The 14,732-nt window shown below is 62.7% G+C and carries 12 protein-coding genes and 1 pseudogene; 3 read left to right on the plus strand and 10 right to left on the minus strand.

Translation table 11 applies throughout. From position 1 onward, the window contains the following. Positions 1 to 31 precede the first annotated feature (31 nt). On the plus strand, positions 32 to 1,372 hold the full coding sequence (locus QIY50_10215; GenBank protein ID WGV22500.1) for a hemolysin family protein: 1,341 nt from the start codon (positions 32 to 34) through the stop codon (positions 1,370 to 1,372). A gap of 101 nt (positions 1,373 to 1,473) precedes the next feature. On the opposite strand, the gene QIY50_10220 is transcribed toward QIY50_10215, so the two are convergent. The 8 genes from QIY50_10220 to QIY50_10255 form a co-directional block, all read right to left on the minus strand. Then, positions 1,474 to 2,370, minus strand: coding sequence for a M23 family metallopeptidase (locus tag QIY50_10220; GenBank protein ID WGV22501.1), 897 nt, complete (start codon positions 2,368 to 2,370; stop codon positions 1,474 to 1,476). A 198-nt stretch (positions 2,371 to 2,568) separates the two neighbouring features. Beyond that, positions 2,569 to 3,459: a response regulator gene (locus QIY50_10225; protein WGV22502.1), complete on the minus strand. Its 891-nt coding sequence runs from the start codon at positions 3,457 to 3,459 to the stop codon at positions 2,569 to 2,571. A gap of 164 nt (positions 3,460 to 3,623) precedes the next feature. Continuing rightward, positions 3,624 to 4,394 carry a phosphate signaling complex protein PhoU gene (gene phoU / locus QIY50_10230; GenBank protein WGV22503.1) on the minus strand — a complete coding sequence of 257 codons (771 nt, stop codon included), beginning with the start codon at positions 4,392 to 4,394 and terminating at the stop codon, positions 3,624 to 3,626. A 170-nt stretch (positions 4,395 to 4,564) separates the two neighbouring features. Continuing rightward, a complete protein-coding gene (pstB, locus tag QIY50_10235) occupies positions 4,565 to 5,398 on the minus strand; it encodes a phosphate ABC transporter ATP-binding protein PstB (protein ID WGV22504.1) in 834 nt (277 codons plus the stop codon). 71 nt (positions 5,399 to 5,469) lie between these two features. Then, positions 5,470 to 7,086, minus strand: a complete 1,617-nt coding sequence (gene pstA, locus QIY50_10240; protein WGV23036.1) for a phosphate ABC transporter permease PstA — start codon at positions 7,084 to 7,086, stop codon at positions 5,470 to 5,472. Between the two features lie 71 nt (positions 7,087 to 7,157). Then, the gene (locus QIY50_10245) at positions 7,158 to 9,446 is read right to left on the minus strand and encodes an ABC transporter permease subunit (GenBank protein ID WGV22505.1); all 2,289 of its coding nucleotides are present in this window, start codon (positions 9,444 to 9,446) and stop codon (positions 7,158 to 7,160) included. 139 nt (positions 9,447 to 9,585) lie between these two features. Then, the gene (locus tag QIY50_10250) at positions 9,586 to 10,584 is read right to left on the minus strand and encodes a phosphate ABC transporter substrate-binding protein PstS (GenBank protein ID WGV22506.1); all 999 of its coding nucleotides are present in this window, start codon (positions 10,582 to 10,584) and stop codon (positions 9,586 to 9,588) included. A 219-nt stretch (positions 10,585 to 10,803) separates the two neighbouring features. After that, entirely contained in the window at positions 10,804 to 12,093 is a 1,290-nt protein-coding gene (locus tag QIY50_10255) for an MFS transporter (protein WGV22507.1), read from the minus strand. 361 nt (positions 12,094 to 12,454) lie between these two features. Here QIY50_10255 and QIY50_10260 point away from each other — a divergent pair, with 361 nt between their 5' ends. Then, complete coding sequence (locus tag QIY50_10260; GenBank protein WGV22508.1) at positions 12,455 to 12,853, plus strand: acyl-CoA thioesterase; 399 nt, start codon at positions 12,455 to 12,457, stop codon at positions 12,851 to 12,853. A gap of 71 nt (positions 12,854 to 12,924) precedes the next feature. Further along, the gene (locus QIY50_10265) at positions 12,925 to 13,821 is read left to right on the plus strand and encodes a D-hexose-6-phosphate mutarotase (protein WGV22509.1); all 897 of its coding nucleotides are present in this window, start codon (positions 12,925 to 12,927) and stop codon (positions 13,819 to 13,821) included. A gap of 63 nt (positions 13,822 to 13,884) precedes the next feature. Here QIY50_10265 and QIY50_10270 read toward each other — a convergent pair whose 3' ends face one another. Together QIY50_10270 and QIY50_10275 are read right to left on the minus strand one after the other, a co-directional pair. Further along, positions 13,885 to 14,454 carry a DUF3299 domain-containing protein gene (locus QIY50_10270; protein WGV22510.1) on the minus strand — a complete coding sequence of 190 codons (570 nt, stop codon included), beginning with the start codon at positions 14,452 to 14,454 and terminating at the stop codon, positions 13,885 to 13,887. A gap of 12 nt (positions 14,455 to 14,466) precedes the next feature. Next, positions 14,467 to 14,714: pseudogene (locus QIY50_10275) on the minus strand (GlsB/YeaQ/YmgE family stress response membrane protein). Positions 14,715 to 14,732 lie beyond the last annotated feature (18 nt).

Raw genomic sequence — 14,732 nt, forward strand, 5'->3', positions numbered from 1 at the left:
CTCGAAGACGGACCCCGTAAAAAGCCCCATCATGGACCCTTCCCCTGGTATCAGCCTCACCTCGTTATTCGCCGATTTCGGCATGATCATCTTTGCCTTGCTCCTGGTGCTGCTCAACGGCTTCTTCGTTGCCGCCGAGTTCGCCATGGTCAAGCTGCGCGCCACCCGCGTCGAGTCCATCGCCGAGCTGCACGGCTGGCGTGGCAGCATCCTGCGCAAGGTACACAACCAGCTCGACGCCTACCTGTCGGCCTGCCAGTTGGGCATCACCCTCGCCTCGCTGGGCCTGGGCTGGGTCGGTGAACCGGCATTCGCCCACCTGCTCGAACCGCTGCTGGCATACCTGGGCGTGGACACGCCCGAGCTGATCAAGGCCATCTCGTTCTTCGTCGCCTTCTTTGTCATCTCGTACCTGCACATCGTGGTTGGCGAGCTGGCGCCCAAGTCCTGGGCCATCCGTAAGCCCGAACTGCTGTCGCTGTGGACTGCAGTGCCGCTGTACCTGTTCTACTGGGTGATGTACCCGGCCATCTACCTGCTCAATGCCAGTGCGAACACTATCCTGCGCATTGCCGGCCAGGGCGAGCCCGGCCCGCATCACGAACACCACTACAGCCGTGAAGAGCTCAAGCTGATCCTGCACTCCAGCCGTGGCCAGGACCCGAGCGACCAGGGCATGCGTGTACTGGCTTCGGCCGTGGAAATGGGCGAGCTGGAGGTGGTCGACTGGGCCAACTCACGCGAGGACATGGTCAGCATCGACGCCCATGCACCGCTGAAGCAGATCCTGGCCCTGGTACGCCGCCACAAGTTCAGCCGCTACCCGGTGTACGACGCCGAGCGCGAGGAGTTCACCGGCCTGCTGCACATCAAGGACCTGCTGCTGGAGCTGGCCGAACTCGAGCACCTGCCCGAAACCATCGACCTGGACGACCTGGCCCGGCCGCTGGAACGCGTGTCGCGGCACATGCCCCTGGCGCAATTGCTGGAGCAGTTCCGTAAAGGCGGCGCGCACTTCGTGCTGGTGGAGGAAGCCGATGGCAAGGTGATTGGCTACCTGACCATGGAAGACGTACTGGAAGTACTGGTGGGCGACATCCAGGACGAACACCGCAAGACCGAGCGCGGCATCCTCGCCTATCAGCCAGGCAAGCTGCTGGTGCGTGGCGACACGCCGCTGTTCAAGGTCGAGCGCCTGCTGGGCGTCGACCTTGACCACATCGAGGCGGAAACGCTGGCCGGCCTGGTCTACGAGACGCTCAAGCGCGTGCCAGAAGAAGAGGAAGTGCTGGAGGTCGAAGGGCTGCGCATCATCATCAAGAAGATGAAAGGGCCGAAGATCGTGTTGGCCAAGGTGCTCAAGCTGGATTAAGGGCTATTCGCGGGCTCGCCCGCTCCCACAGGTGATGTGCAAGACCCAAGGCCGATGTAATCCTGTGGGAGCGGGCATGCCCGCGAAGAGGCCGGCACTGATCATGGATTACCCGCGGTAAAGTCAGGCAACCCGCTGATCGGCCTGTCGAACCGATAAGGTATCGATTCCAGCGCCAACCCCACATTGCGCTGCACCACGAAATGCAGGTGCGGCCCGGTGCTGTTGCCGGTATTGCCCGACTTGGCCAGCATCTGCCCCTGCCGCACCCGTTGCCCCTCCGCCACCACGACCGAACCGCGCATCAGGTGAAGGTACACGCCCATGGTGCCGTCCGGGTGCAGGACCCTGACGAAATTGCCCGACGGGTTGGGGCCGCGCCCACTCTGGCTGTTCTCCGTTTTCACCACCACCCCCTCCCGCGCCGCGATGATGGTGGTGCCTTCGGGCATGGCGATATCCATGGCATATCGCCCCTTGGGCCCAAAATGGCTGATTCGGCCATTGGGCCCTTGGGTCACGCGGAATGGCCCACCAATCCAGGGGAATGCATAGCGGAAGCCCTGGGGCCGCTTGCCGGGGTCGCCCATGGCCTGCAGCAGGGTCGAGCGGTAGTTCAGCAGCATCCCGGGCCGCCCCCTGAGCACGCTGAGCATTTGCGTGGTGCGCGGCGGCAGCACCCGGCGGACGATACGCGGTGCGTTGCCGCCTTGGGCGTTCACCAGGTTGTCCAGGCGCAACTCCACCTCCACCGGCACATGCAGCTGGTTGCGGGCCGAAAAGCTCACGCCGCCGTTGAAGGTAATCGCGTTCAGCAGCACCTGGCCTTCGGGCACTTCGACCATGGGTACGCGCTGCACAAAGGTTTTGGCACCGGGGCCGGGCCGGTCGGAATAGGAGGTTACCCGGCCATCATCGGTAATCTCGTAGATGGTCATGCCCAGGCTCGACGCCGAGGCCATGAGCAATGCACAGAACAGCAGCAGGCGCGCGGGCATGATAGTGGCTTTTTGACAGTTATGATTTGTCGAAGCCTAGCAGCGGGTTTGCTGGCGGGTATTGCAGTTGGTCGGATGGCGTCAGCAGGACTGGCCTCATCGCCGGCAAGCCAGCTCCCACAGGAAATGCACAAGGCCCTGGGTTGGCGCTGTACCTGTGGGAGCTGGCTTGCCGGCGATGAGGCCAGCAGCCGTTAATCAGGCGCCGGGGGTGAAGTGCTTCTGCGCCGTCCCGCGGGCAATCAGCCGCGACAGGTAGTCGAGTTTCTGGGCATCCTGGTCGACGAACTTGAAGGTCAGTTGCAACCAGTCACTGTCAGGCTTGGGTTCCAGTGCCGCGATGGCATGCAGGTAGCCGTTCAGGCGCGCGACCTCGGCATTCTCGCCCTGTTCCAGGTCCAGCACCGCGCCCTCCAGCACCTGCGGCAGCGCTTCGCCACGGCGCACCACCAGCAGGGCCTCTTTCAGACTCAGTGCCTTGATCACGCACGCCTGCATGCCGCTGGCCAGGCGCAACTGGCCCTGGCCACGACCGGTCGGCGCAGGAGTGGCGGGCCGAGGGGCGCTGGCCACTGGCCTGGCGGGTACAGGTGCCGGCGCCGCGACCTTCACTGCCTCAGGCTTGCCAGCTGTCAGCGCGTTCAGCGAGTCATTGGCGAACGCCGAATTGATCCGCGCCGGGCCGCTGGCCATCAGGCTGTCGAGCTTGCCGATCTTGGTCAGGGCCTTTTTCACCTTGGTCAGCAACTGCTCGTTGGTGAATGGCTTGCCGACAAAATCGGAAACCCCCGCCTGGATCGCCTGGATGACGTTTTCCTTGTCACCACGGCTGGTCACCATGATGAACTGCAGGTTCTTCAACGCAGGCTGCTGACGGCACCAGGTAAGCAGTTCCAGGCCGGACATTTCCGGCATTTCCCAGTCGCACAGGACCAGGTCGAACGCTTCCTTGCCCAGCATGGCCATGGCCTTGCGACCGTTGACGGCGTCGTCGATGGTCATGCCCGGGAAGGCATTGCGCAGGCATTTGCGGACCAGGTCGCGGATAAACGGGGCGTCATCCACGACCAGCACATTCACTTTACTCATCGATACTCCTTCTGAATCCCGACTAGCCTACCGCCGAATAATGGCCACTTGCTACAACCTGGTCACGCCGGGACTTCTTCATATCGTTCGCGGGTGCCTGCCGGCTCCCCGACCGCAAACGAAAACGCCCGGCCGAGGCCGGGCGTCGATGCTCGGGAGCAACCTTACTTATCGTCAGGTTCAGCCGGAACATTAGCGTTTTCGCCTTCGACGACAGCAGTGCCCTGCACTTCTGCCGTCATGCGCTTGAGACCCATATGCCGCACGTCGGTGCCGCGCACCAGGTAGATCACCAGCTCGGAAATGTTGCGTGCATGGTCGCCGATGCGCTCCAGCGAACGCAGGACCCAGATCACGCTCAGTACCCGCGAAATCGAACGCGGGTCTTCCATCATGTAGGTCACCAGCTCACGCAGGGCGGTCTTGTACTCGCGGTCGATGGTCTTGTCGTACTGGGCCACCGACAGTGCCAGGTCGGCGTCAAAGCGGGCAAAGGCGTCCAGCGCGTCGCGGACCATGTTGCGTACCTGGTCACCGATGTGGCGCACCTCGACGTAGCCGCGTGGCGACTCGCCTTCCTCGCACAGCTGGATGGCACGGCGGGCGATTTTGGTCGACTCGTCACCGATGCGCTCCAGGTCGATCACCGACTTGGAGATGCTGATGATCAGGCGCAGGTCGGAGGCCGCCGGCTGACGGCGGGCGAGGATGCGCAGGCACTCCTCGTCGATGTTGCGCTCCATCTGGTTGATCTGCTCGTCGACTTCGCGCACTTGCTGGGCCAGGCCCGAGTCGGCTTCGATCAGCGCGGTGACTGCGTCATTGACCTGCTTTTCGACCAGGCCCCCCATGGCCAGCAGGTGGCTACGCACCTCTTCGAGCTCGGCGTTGAACTGCTGGGAAATGTGATGGGTAAGGCTTTCTTTGTTGATCATCGTTCGCTCCGCGAAGCAGCTGCAAGCTTCAAGTAATTCGTCTCGTTCCCTGGCCTGTGGGAGCGGGTTTAACTGCGAACACCGGCAAAGCCGGTGCCATACACCGCGGCGCCTGATTCGCGGGTGAAACCCCGCTCCCACAGAGGCCCAGGGGTAGATTGCAAAGCGGCTTAGCCGTAGCGACCGGTGATGTAGTCTTCGGTCTGCTTCTTCGCCGGGTTGGTGAACAGGGTGTCGGTATCCCCGAATTCGATCAGTTTGCCCATGTACATGAAGGCGGTGTAGTCGGAAACACGGGCCGCCTGCTGCATGTTGTGGGTAACGATGACGATGGTGTACTTGGATTTCAATTCGTAGATCAGTTCCTCGACTTTCAGGGTCGAGATCGGGTCCAGTGCCGAGCACGGTTCGTCTAGCAGCAGCACTTCCGGCTCCACGGCGATGGTGCGGGCAATGACCAGACGCTGCTGCTGGCCACCGGACAGGCCCAGTGCCGAGTCGTGCAGGCGGTCCTTGACCTCGTCCCACAGAGCTGCGCCCTTCAGCGCCCACTCGACCGCTTCGTCAAGCACACGCTTCTTGTTGATGCCCTGGATGCGCAGGCCGTAGACCACGTTTTCGTAGATGGTCTTGGGGAACGGGTTGGGCTTCTGGAACACCATGCCCACACGGCGGCGCAGCTCGGCCACGTCTTCGCCCTTGCGATAGATGTTGTTGCCGTACAGATTGATGGCGCCTTCCACGCGGCAGCCGTCAACCAGGTCGTTCATGCGGTTGAAGGTGCGCAGCAGGGTCGACTTGCCACAGCCGGACGGGCCGATAAAGGCGGTCACGCGCTGCTTGGGGATGTTCATCTGCACGTCGAACAGCGCTTGCTTGTCACCGTAGAACAGGCTCAGGCCCGGAACTTCGATGGCTACGGTTTCTTCGGCCAGGCGCAGGCTCTGCTTGTCGCGGCCCAAGGCAGACATGTCGATGCCGTGGGCGTGGGATTCTTGCTGCATGGTCAACTCCATACGCTAACAATTCGTTTCAAAGGGCCGCCCGTTCGCGAGCGGCGCGCTTGCAATCAGGATCAGCTGTCGAGGGCCTTGTACTTCTCGCGCAGGTGGTTACGGATCCACACGGCCGAGAGGTTGAGGGCCGCGATCACCAGCACCAGCAGCAACGCCGTGGCATATACCAGCGGTCGCGCGGCTTCGACGTTGGGGCTCTGGAAGCCGACGTCATAGATGTGGAAGCCCAGGTGCATGATCTTCTGGTCCAGGTGCAGGTACGGGTAGTTACCATCCACCGGCAGCGACGGCGCCAGCTTCACCACGCCTACCAGCATCAGCGGCGCCACTTCGCCGGCGGCGCGGGCCACGGCGAGAATCATGCCGGTCATCATCGCCGGGCTGGCCATCGGCAAAACGATCTTCCACAGGGTCTCGGCCTTGGTCGCCCCCAGCGCCAGCGAGCCTTCGCGCACGGTGCGCGGGATACGCGCCAGGCCTTCCTCGGTGGCCACGATCACCACCGGCACGGCCAGCAGCGCCAGGGTCAGCGATGCCCACAGCAGGCCAGGGGTACCCAGGGTTGGCGCCGGCAGTGCTTCGGGGAAGAACAGCCGGTCGATCGAGCCACCCAGCACGTAGACGAAGAAGCCCAGGCCGAACACGCCATAGACGATCGCCGGTACCCCGGCCAGGTTGTTCACCGCGATGCGGATCAGGCGGGTCACCGGGCCCTGCCTGGCGTATTCGCGCAGGTACACGGCAGCCAGCACACCGAACGGAGTGACGATTACGGCCATGATCAGGGTCATCATCACGGTACCGAAGATGGCCGGGAAGATACCGCCCTCGGTGTTGGCTTCACGTGGGTCGTCGCTAAGGAACTCCCAGACCTTGGTGAAGTAGGTGCCCAGCTTGGTAACGCCCGACATGGCGTTCGGCTGGATGGCGTGCACCACCTTGCTGAGGTTGATTTCCACTTCGCGGCCGTCACCATCGCGAGCCACCAGGCTGTCGCGGGCGAAGGCCTGGTGCAGGCCGGTCAGGCGGTCTTCGATGGCCTTGTAGCGGCTGTTCAGCTCGGCGCGCTCGGCGTCCAAGTCGGCCTGGGCGGCGGCGTCCAGCTTGCCCTCCAGCTCCAGCTTGCGCGCCTGCAGACGCAGGCGCTCGAGGCCGTGGTTGATGGCACCGATGTCTTTCTTCTCGAGGCCTTGCAGTTCGCTGTTGAGCTGGTTGGCACGCTTGAGACGGGCCTGAAGCTCGTTCCAGGCGGCAGCGCCTTCGGCGACCACACGGCCCTCTTCCTTGACGCTGACCAGGTAACCGTAGAAGTTGCCCCACTCCCGGCGCTCCAGGGCGATCAGATCGGTCGGGTGCTTTTCGTCGACCAGCCAGTCGCCGACCACCCAGGTGAAGTCGCTACCATTGAGGTCACGGTTGCCCACCTTGATCAGCTCGCGGGTCATGAACTCCGGGCCCTGGTCAGGCACTGGCAGGCCGGCGCCCTTGAGGCGGGCGCGGGGTACCTCTTCCTTTTGCACCACTTCGCCAATGACAACGTGATCGGCCTGGCCCGGCACCTTGTAGGTGGCCTGGACAAGATCGGCCGGCCAGAAGTGGCCCAGGCCGCGCACGGCAATCACCGCCAGCAGGCCAACGGTCATGATCACTGCCATGGCCACCGCGCCGCCGCTCATCCAGACGCCTGGGGCGCCGCTCTTGAACCAGCCTTTGAGGGAATCCTTTTTCACGGATCGCTACCTTTCTATCAAAGCGACGAGTATTTCTTGCGCAGACGCTGGCGAATCAGCTCGGCCAAGGTGTTCATGATGAAGGTGAACATCAGCAGCACCAGCGCGGCCAGGAACAGCACGCGATAGTGGCTGCCGCCGACTTCCGATTCCGGCATTTCCACGGCCACGTTGGCGGCCAGGGTGCGCATGCCCTCGAACAGGTTCAGCTCCATCACCGGTGTGTTGCCGGTGGCCATCAGCACGATCATGGTCTCGCCCACCGCACGGCCCATGCCGATCATCAGCGCCGAGAAAATGCCCGGGCTGGCGGTGAGGATGACCACGCGGGTCAGGGTCTGCCAGGGCGTTGCACCCAGGGCCAGGGAGCCCAGGGTCAGGCTGCGCGGCACGCTGAACACGGCGTCTTCGGCGATGGAGTAGATGTTCGGGATGACCGCGAAGCCCATGGCGATACCCACCACCAGGGCGTTGCGCTGGTCGTAGGTTATCTTCAGATCGTTGGTGATCCACAGGCGCATGTCGCCGTCAAAGAGCCAGCTTTCGAGGTGCGGGCTCATGGTCAGGGCGAACCAGCCGGTGAACAGGATGACCGGGATCAGGATCGCCGCTTCCCAGCCATCCGGGATACGCAGGCGGATCGACTCGGGCAGGCGGGTCCAGGCGAAGCCGGCCAGCAGGATACCGAGCGGCATCAGCAGGAACAGACTGAACACGCCCGGCAGGTGGCCTTCCAGGTACGGGGCGAGGAACAGGCCGGCAAAGAAGCCGAGGATCACCGTCGGCATCGCTTCCATCAGTTCGATCACCGGCTTGACCTTGCGGCGCATGCCCGGGGCCATGAAGTAGGCGGTGTAGATAGCCGCGGCAATCGCCAGCGGGGCCGCCAGGATCATGGCGTAGAACGCGGCCTTCAGAGTACCGAAGGTCAGTGGCGACAGGCTCAGCTTTGGCTCGAAGTCGGTGTTCGAAGCGGTCGATTGCCAGACGTATTTCGGCTCGTCGTAGTTCTCGTACCACACCTTGCCCCACAGCGCGCTGAAGGAAATTTCCGGGTGCGGGTTGCGCAGGCTCAGCGGCAGCAGCTTGCCGCCTTCTTCGATGATGATGCGGTTGGCACGTGGCGACAGGGCCAGGATACCAGGGCCTTCGGCGGCCGGCTCGACCAGCAGGGTACGGTGCGCGGTGCTGTGGAACACGCCCAGCTCGCCTGCGGCGTCGAGGGCCACGAAGCCCTTGCGGCGCTCTTCGGCGTCGATCTGCACGACTGCGGCCTTGCCCATCTGGAAGGTGCGGATCAGCTTGAAGCGCGATTCGCCATCCGGGTCACGGGCCATGAACCACTGGGCCAGGCCGCCCTTGGAGTCGCCGATGATCAGCGAGATGCCGCCGACCAGCTGGGCGGTGGCGGTAATTTCGGTGTCGGCGCTTTCAGACAGCTTGTAGCGGCCGTTGAGACTCTTGTCACGCAGGTTGAACACGTCCGCGGTGGCACGGCCGTTGATCACGTACAGCCACTGCTGACGCGGGTCGATGAAGATGTTCTTCACCGTTTCGGTCATCTGCGGCAGTTCGATGCGGCGCTGCTCGGTGGTGACCTCTTCGGTCATCATGTTTTCGCTGCGGGTCAGCTCGACCACCTGCAGGTGCGCGCCGGTGGAACCGGCCATTAGCAGGGTGTCGCCATTGACGTTGACGCTGACATGCTCCAGCGCACGGCCCTGCTCGTCGAGCACGAACGGCTGCTCGCCGTACGGGTAGTCGATGCCGGGGGTGATGGTTTTCTTGTTGTCCGGGTAGGTGATCTTGTAGGTGTGGTGGAACACCAGCGCCTGGCCATTGGACAAGCCCAGCACCACCAGCGGGCTACCCGGCTGGTCGGCACTGATCGAAGTGACCTGGGTGCCTGCCGGCACCGGCAGGTCGAAACGCTTGAGCTCGTTGCCGGTCTTGGTATCAAAGAACAGTGCCTGGCCCTTGTCCGAAACGCGCATGCCCACCAGGTTCTGCTCTTCAAGCGCGATCATCAGCGGCTTGCCGGCATCCTGTTGCAGCCAGGTCGGCTCCAAGGCCTTCTTGCTGGTCAGCTCGGCGCCCTGGAACAGCGGCAGCACTACATAGGCCAGATAGAAGAAGATCAGGGTGATCGCCGCCAATACGGCAAGCCCGCCCACCAGTACATACCAGCGGGTCAGGCGGTCCTTGAGCGCGCGCATGCGACGCTTGCGTTGCAACTCCGGCGTATTGAAATCAATCCGCACAGGCTGGGAATTTTGGGTCATGTTGGAGTTGGCCAGATCATTCATGCGCACACCCTAGCGGTCCCGTGTGACAAAAACATTACAAAGTGGTGACGCACGAAAGCCCGCCGCACAGGAAACCTGGCTTCGGACTGAAATTTCGTGGAAGAGGCCGGGCAGCAGCACCGGCCTCCTCCTCAGTTACTTACTTTTTTGCAACGTTACCTGCGTGGGACAGGCCCAGGTCAGCCAGGGTCTTGTCGACGACTTTGGCCGGCAGCGGAATGTAGCCATCCTTCACCACGACCTGCTGGCCAGCTTGCGACAACACCAGCTTGACGAACTCGGCTTCCAGCGGGGCCAGAGGCTTGTTCGGGGCTTTGTTGACGTAGACGTACAGGAAGCGCGACAGCGGGTAGGTGCCGTTCAGGGCGTTGGTTTCATTGTCTTCGACGAACTCGCCGCCTTCCTTCTTGGCCAGGGCCACGGTCTTGACGCTGGCGGTCTTGTAGCCGATACCCGAATAGCCGATGCCGTTCAGCGAGGAGCTGATCGACTGCACGACCGAAGCCGAGCCAGGCTGTTCGTTGACGTTAGCCTTGAAGTCGCCTTTGCACAGGGCTTCTTCCTTGAAGTAGCCATAGGTGCCCGATACCGAGTTACGGCCGAACAGCTGTACTGGCTTGTTGGCCAGGTCGCCGGTCACGCCCAGGTCACCCCAGGTCTTGACGTCGGCTTTGCCACCGCACAGGCGGGTGGAAGAGAAAATGGCGTCGACCTGGGCCATGGTCAGGCCTTTGATCGGGTTGTCCTTGTGCACGAACACAGCCAGGGCGTCTACGGCGACCGGGATGGCAGTCGGCTTGTAGCCGTACTTCTGCTCGAAGGCCTGCAGCTCGACATCCTTCATCTTGCGGCTCATCGGGCCGAGGTTGGCGGTGCCTTCGGTCAGCGCGGGTGGCGCGGTGGAGGAGCCGGCAGCCTGGATCTGGATGTTTACGTTCGGATATTCCTTCTTGTAGGCCTCGGCCCACAGAGTCATCAGGTTGGCGAGGGTGTCCGAACCGACGCTGGAGAGGTTGCCCGAAACACCGGTGGTCTTGGTGTAGGTCGGGATCGCAGGATCGACAGCGGCTACCGCGTTGGCGGTTGCAACGCCAGCGGCGGCAAAGGTGAGGGCCGCCATCAAACGCTTCAGTTTCATGCCTTGCTCCTAGCAGGAATATTGGGGTGTTGGATGGAACGGGCCCAAGTATCTGTAGGCCGCATGAATACGATATGACTTGAATATGACAATTGGATGAAAGGCCATCATCGAAAAGCAGGCCCGGCCTCTTCGCGGGCATGCCGGCTCCCACAGGGTTCACCAAAGGCCCTGTGGGAGCGGGCGTGCCCGCGAAGAGGCCAGTAGCCCTGGCGCAGATCAGCGCTTGTTGGCGAGCAGGTACAGGCCCACAGCCAGACCAACGGCACACAGCCCCGCCACATAGTAGGCAGGCGCCATCGGGCTCACTTTCAGCAGCGCAGTCACCACCATCGGTGTCAGCCCGCCAAAGATCGCGTAGGCCACGTTGTACGAGAACGACAGCCCGCTGAAGCGCACCACCGCCGGAAAGGCCTTGACCATCACATAAGGCACCGCACCGATCACGCCCACGCACAGTCCGGTCACGGCATACAACGGGAACAGCAGCTCGGGCCGCGTAGGCAGGCTGTGGTAGAAGGTCCAGGAGGTCACCAGCAGCAGCAGGCTACCGATCACGAACACCCGGCCCGCGCCAAAGCGGTCGGCCAGGCTGCCAGCACCTATGCAGCCAAAGCTGAGCAGCACAATGGCCAGGCTGTTGGCCTTGAGGGAATCGGTGGGGCTGATGTGGTAGATGCTTTGCAGCAGCGCCGGGGTCATCAGGATAAGCACCACGATGGCAGCCGACAGCATCCAGGTCAGCAGCATCGACAGGATGATCGCACCACGATGGTCACGCAGCACCGCGCGCAACGGCAGCTCCTCGGCCAGCGCCTTGCGCTGCTGCATTTCGGCGAACACCGGGGTTTCGTGCAGCCAACGGCGCAGGTACACCGAGAACAGGCCGAATACACCGCCGAGCAGGAACGGGATACGCCAGGCGTAATCTGCCACTTCCTGCGCGTTGTAGACGCTGTTGATCAGGGTGGCCACCAGCGAACCGAGCAGGATTCCGGCAGTCAGGCCGGCGGTGAGGGTGCCGCAGGCGTAGCCGGTATTGCGCTCTGGCACGTGCTCGGACACGAACACCCAGGCACCCGGTACCTCGCCACCAATGGCCGCACCCTGTATCACGCGCATCAGCAGCAACAGGATCGGTGCCCACATGCCGATCTGTGCATAGGTGGGCAGCAGACCCATGATCAGCGTCGGCAAGGCCATCATGAAGATGCTCAGGGTGAACATTTTCTTGCGCCCGAGCAGGTCGCCGAAGTGGGCCATGATGATGCCGCCCAGCGGCCGCGCCAGATAGCCGGCGGCGAAAATGCCGAAGGTTTGCATCAGGCGCAGCCATTCGGGCATGTCAGCCGGGAAGAACAGTTTGCCGACCACAGTGGCGAAGAACACGAAGATGATGAAGTCGTAGAACTCCAGCGCGCCGCCCAGAGCGGACAGTGAGAGGGTCTTGTAGTCACTGCGGGTCAGCGGCCGCGAGGGCTGCTCGATACTGCTCGGCACGGAAGTCATCGCTGATTGTTCTCTTTGTGGGCATGCAGGCCGCTTGGCACGCGGCTTCTGGATTGGGAGACAGGCGAAGATAGCAAATTGCTGAGCTGCGCCGAAAGCGATACAAAATCCCTACACATATTCATGAATGCGCGGTCGTCGCTGGCCGTCATGCTCTATATACTGGCGCTTCGTAGGAAAAGGTTGCTCCTAACGTGGGATGTTGTGCGAAAACGCCGGTCATTATTGTCAGGCGGTTTCGCAGAGTTTCCCTACGGCCGCCCAGTGAAACGAAATCGGCGTAGTATGTTTCAAGCTGAATCGTTTACCCGGCCTTTGCGCCACACCAACGAAAAGCGTCACGGGTCAGAGGCCCCATCGCATGATTGAGCTCGAACAAGAAGATCCAATCCCGCAAGGCGACCTGGCCTTGCAGATCACCGCGCTGCCGCGTGAAACCAACGGCTTTGGCGACATCTTCGGCGGCTGGCTGGTCGCCCAGATGGACTTGGCCGGCACCGCCATGGCCAGCCGTGTCGCCGGCGGCCGCGTGGCTACCGTGGCGATCGACCGCATGGCCTTTCTGGTACCGGTCGCCGTTGGCGCGCAGCTGTCGTTCTATACCCAGACCCTGGAAATCGGCCGCAGCTCGATCCAGATGATGGTCGAAGTGTGGAGCGACGACCCACTGTCCAGCGAATGGCGCAAGGTCACCGAAGCCGTGTTCGTCTTCGTCGCCATCGACGGCAGTGGCCGCACCCGCTCCGTACCTCGTCGCTGAGCCACGCCGGCGGTAAACTCATTGCATGAGCCCGGGTCCAAGGCCCACTGGCAATCAATGAGATGAATGCAATGGCTACCTTCCAGGTCGTAACCGAGCAACATGGCGAACTCGACTGCTGGCGTATCAGCAGCGACCGCGCCGAACTCCTGATCGCCCAGCAGGGCGCGCAGATCCTCAGCTACCAGCGAGTGGGCGAGCCACCGCTGCTGTGGCTGAGCGACCAGGCCATCTTCCGCAAGGGCAAGTCGGTACGCGCCGGAGTGCCGGTGTGCTGGCCGTGGTTCGGCAACCTGCAGCGCAACCCCCAGGCCGTGCAGGCCATGTACCATGGCGAACAGGCACCCGCGCACGGCCTGGCGCGCGCGCGCGACTGGCAATTGCTGGGTATCGAGGAAGCAGGCGACAGACTGCGCATCGAATTCGAACTACCGCAAGCGCAGGGTGACCTGCCTGGCTGGCCTCATGACGTCGAACTGAAGCTGGTGGTTGAGCTGGGCGAAGACCTGCAGCTGAACCTGACCAGCCGCAACATGGGCAATACCCCGGTTACCATCAGCCAGGCCCTGCACAGTTACTTCGCAGTCAGTGACGTGCGCCAGGCGCGGGTCGAAGGGGTTGAGGGGCTTGGCTATATCGAGACCCTGGCTGACTGGGAACAGCGTCAGCAGCAGGGGGCCCTTGAGTTTGCCGGGGAGACTGACCGGATCTACCTGGCGACCCCGCCCCAGCTGAGCATCGTCGACCCGCACTGGAACCGGCGGATAACCCTGACCAGCAGCGGGTCGCGTTCGGCGGTGATCTGGAACCCCTGGACCGATCGGGCCAGGGAATTGCCGGACATGGCGGATGATGGCTGGCAGCGGATGCTGTGCATCGAGACGGCGAATGTGTGGGATGACCTAGTAGAATTGAAGCCTGGGGCCAGCAGCTCGCTGGGGGTCAGGATTGGCTGTGAAATGATCTGAGTCTTGCAGTGCCTGTGCGGGCCTCTTCGCGGGCAAGCCCGCGAAGAGGCCGGCACAGAAAAGTCAGAGATCAGCATCCTCCACCACCCTCACCTTCCCCGCATCCAGCGCATAGGCCGCGTCGGCCAGGTCATTGCTGACCTTCTCCACCTTCAGCGTTCCGCTGACCCACAGCGGGGTGTAGATGTCATCGATCTTCAGGCCTTTCGGGTAGCGCACCAGCACCAGCTGGTTTGGCGGTGGTGGCGGCACGTGGATGCACGCGCCCGGGTACGGCACCAGGAAGAACAGCGTGCTGTTGCCCTTGGCGTCGCTCTCCAGTGGTACGGGGTAACCGCCCAGGCGGATGTCCTTGCCGTTCATGGCCGCCACGGTCTTGGTCGAGTACATCACCGCCGGCAAACCCTTGCCCTGCTTCAGGCCGCCCTTGTCGGTAAAGGTGCCCATGGCTTCCGGCGAGTTGTGGTCGATTTCAGGCATTTGCTCGAGCGCCTGCTGGTCCGACTTGGGCATCAGCTCCAGCCAGTCGGTTTCAGGCAGTTCGGCATGAGCCAGGGTGCTGGCCAACAGCAGTGAGGCGAGGAATAAGGCACGCATGAAAATGCTCGGCAACTCGAATGAATTGCCGGGCATTCTAACCAGTATTCAGCGTTTCTTGATGAATCCGTAGATCACCAGGAGGACCACCGCCCCCACCAGCGCACACCAAAGAAGCCCGCCGCCTCCCCGGCCTGATAGATACCCAGCGCCTGGCCGCCGTAGGTGGCCAGCAGGGAACCGGCAATACCTAGCAGGATGGTCATGATCCAGCCCATGCTGTCGTCGCCCGGCTTGATGAAGCGGGCCAGCAGGCCGACAATAAGGCCGATGAAGATGGTTCCAATGATACCCATGGCAATCCCTCTGCAGTA

This window comes from Pseudomonas putida (genome assembly GCA_029953615.1).
Lineage (GTDB): Bacteria > Pseudomonadota > Gammaproteobacteria > Pseudomonadales > Pseudomonadaceae > Aquipseudomonas.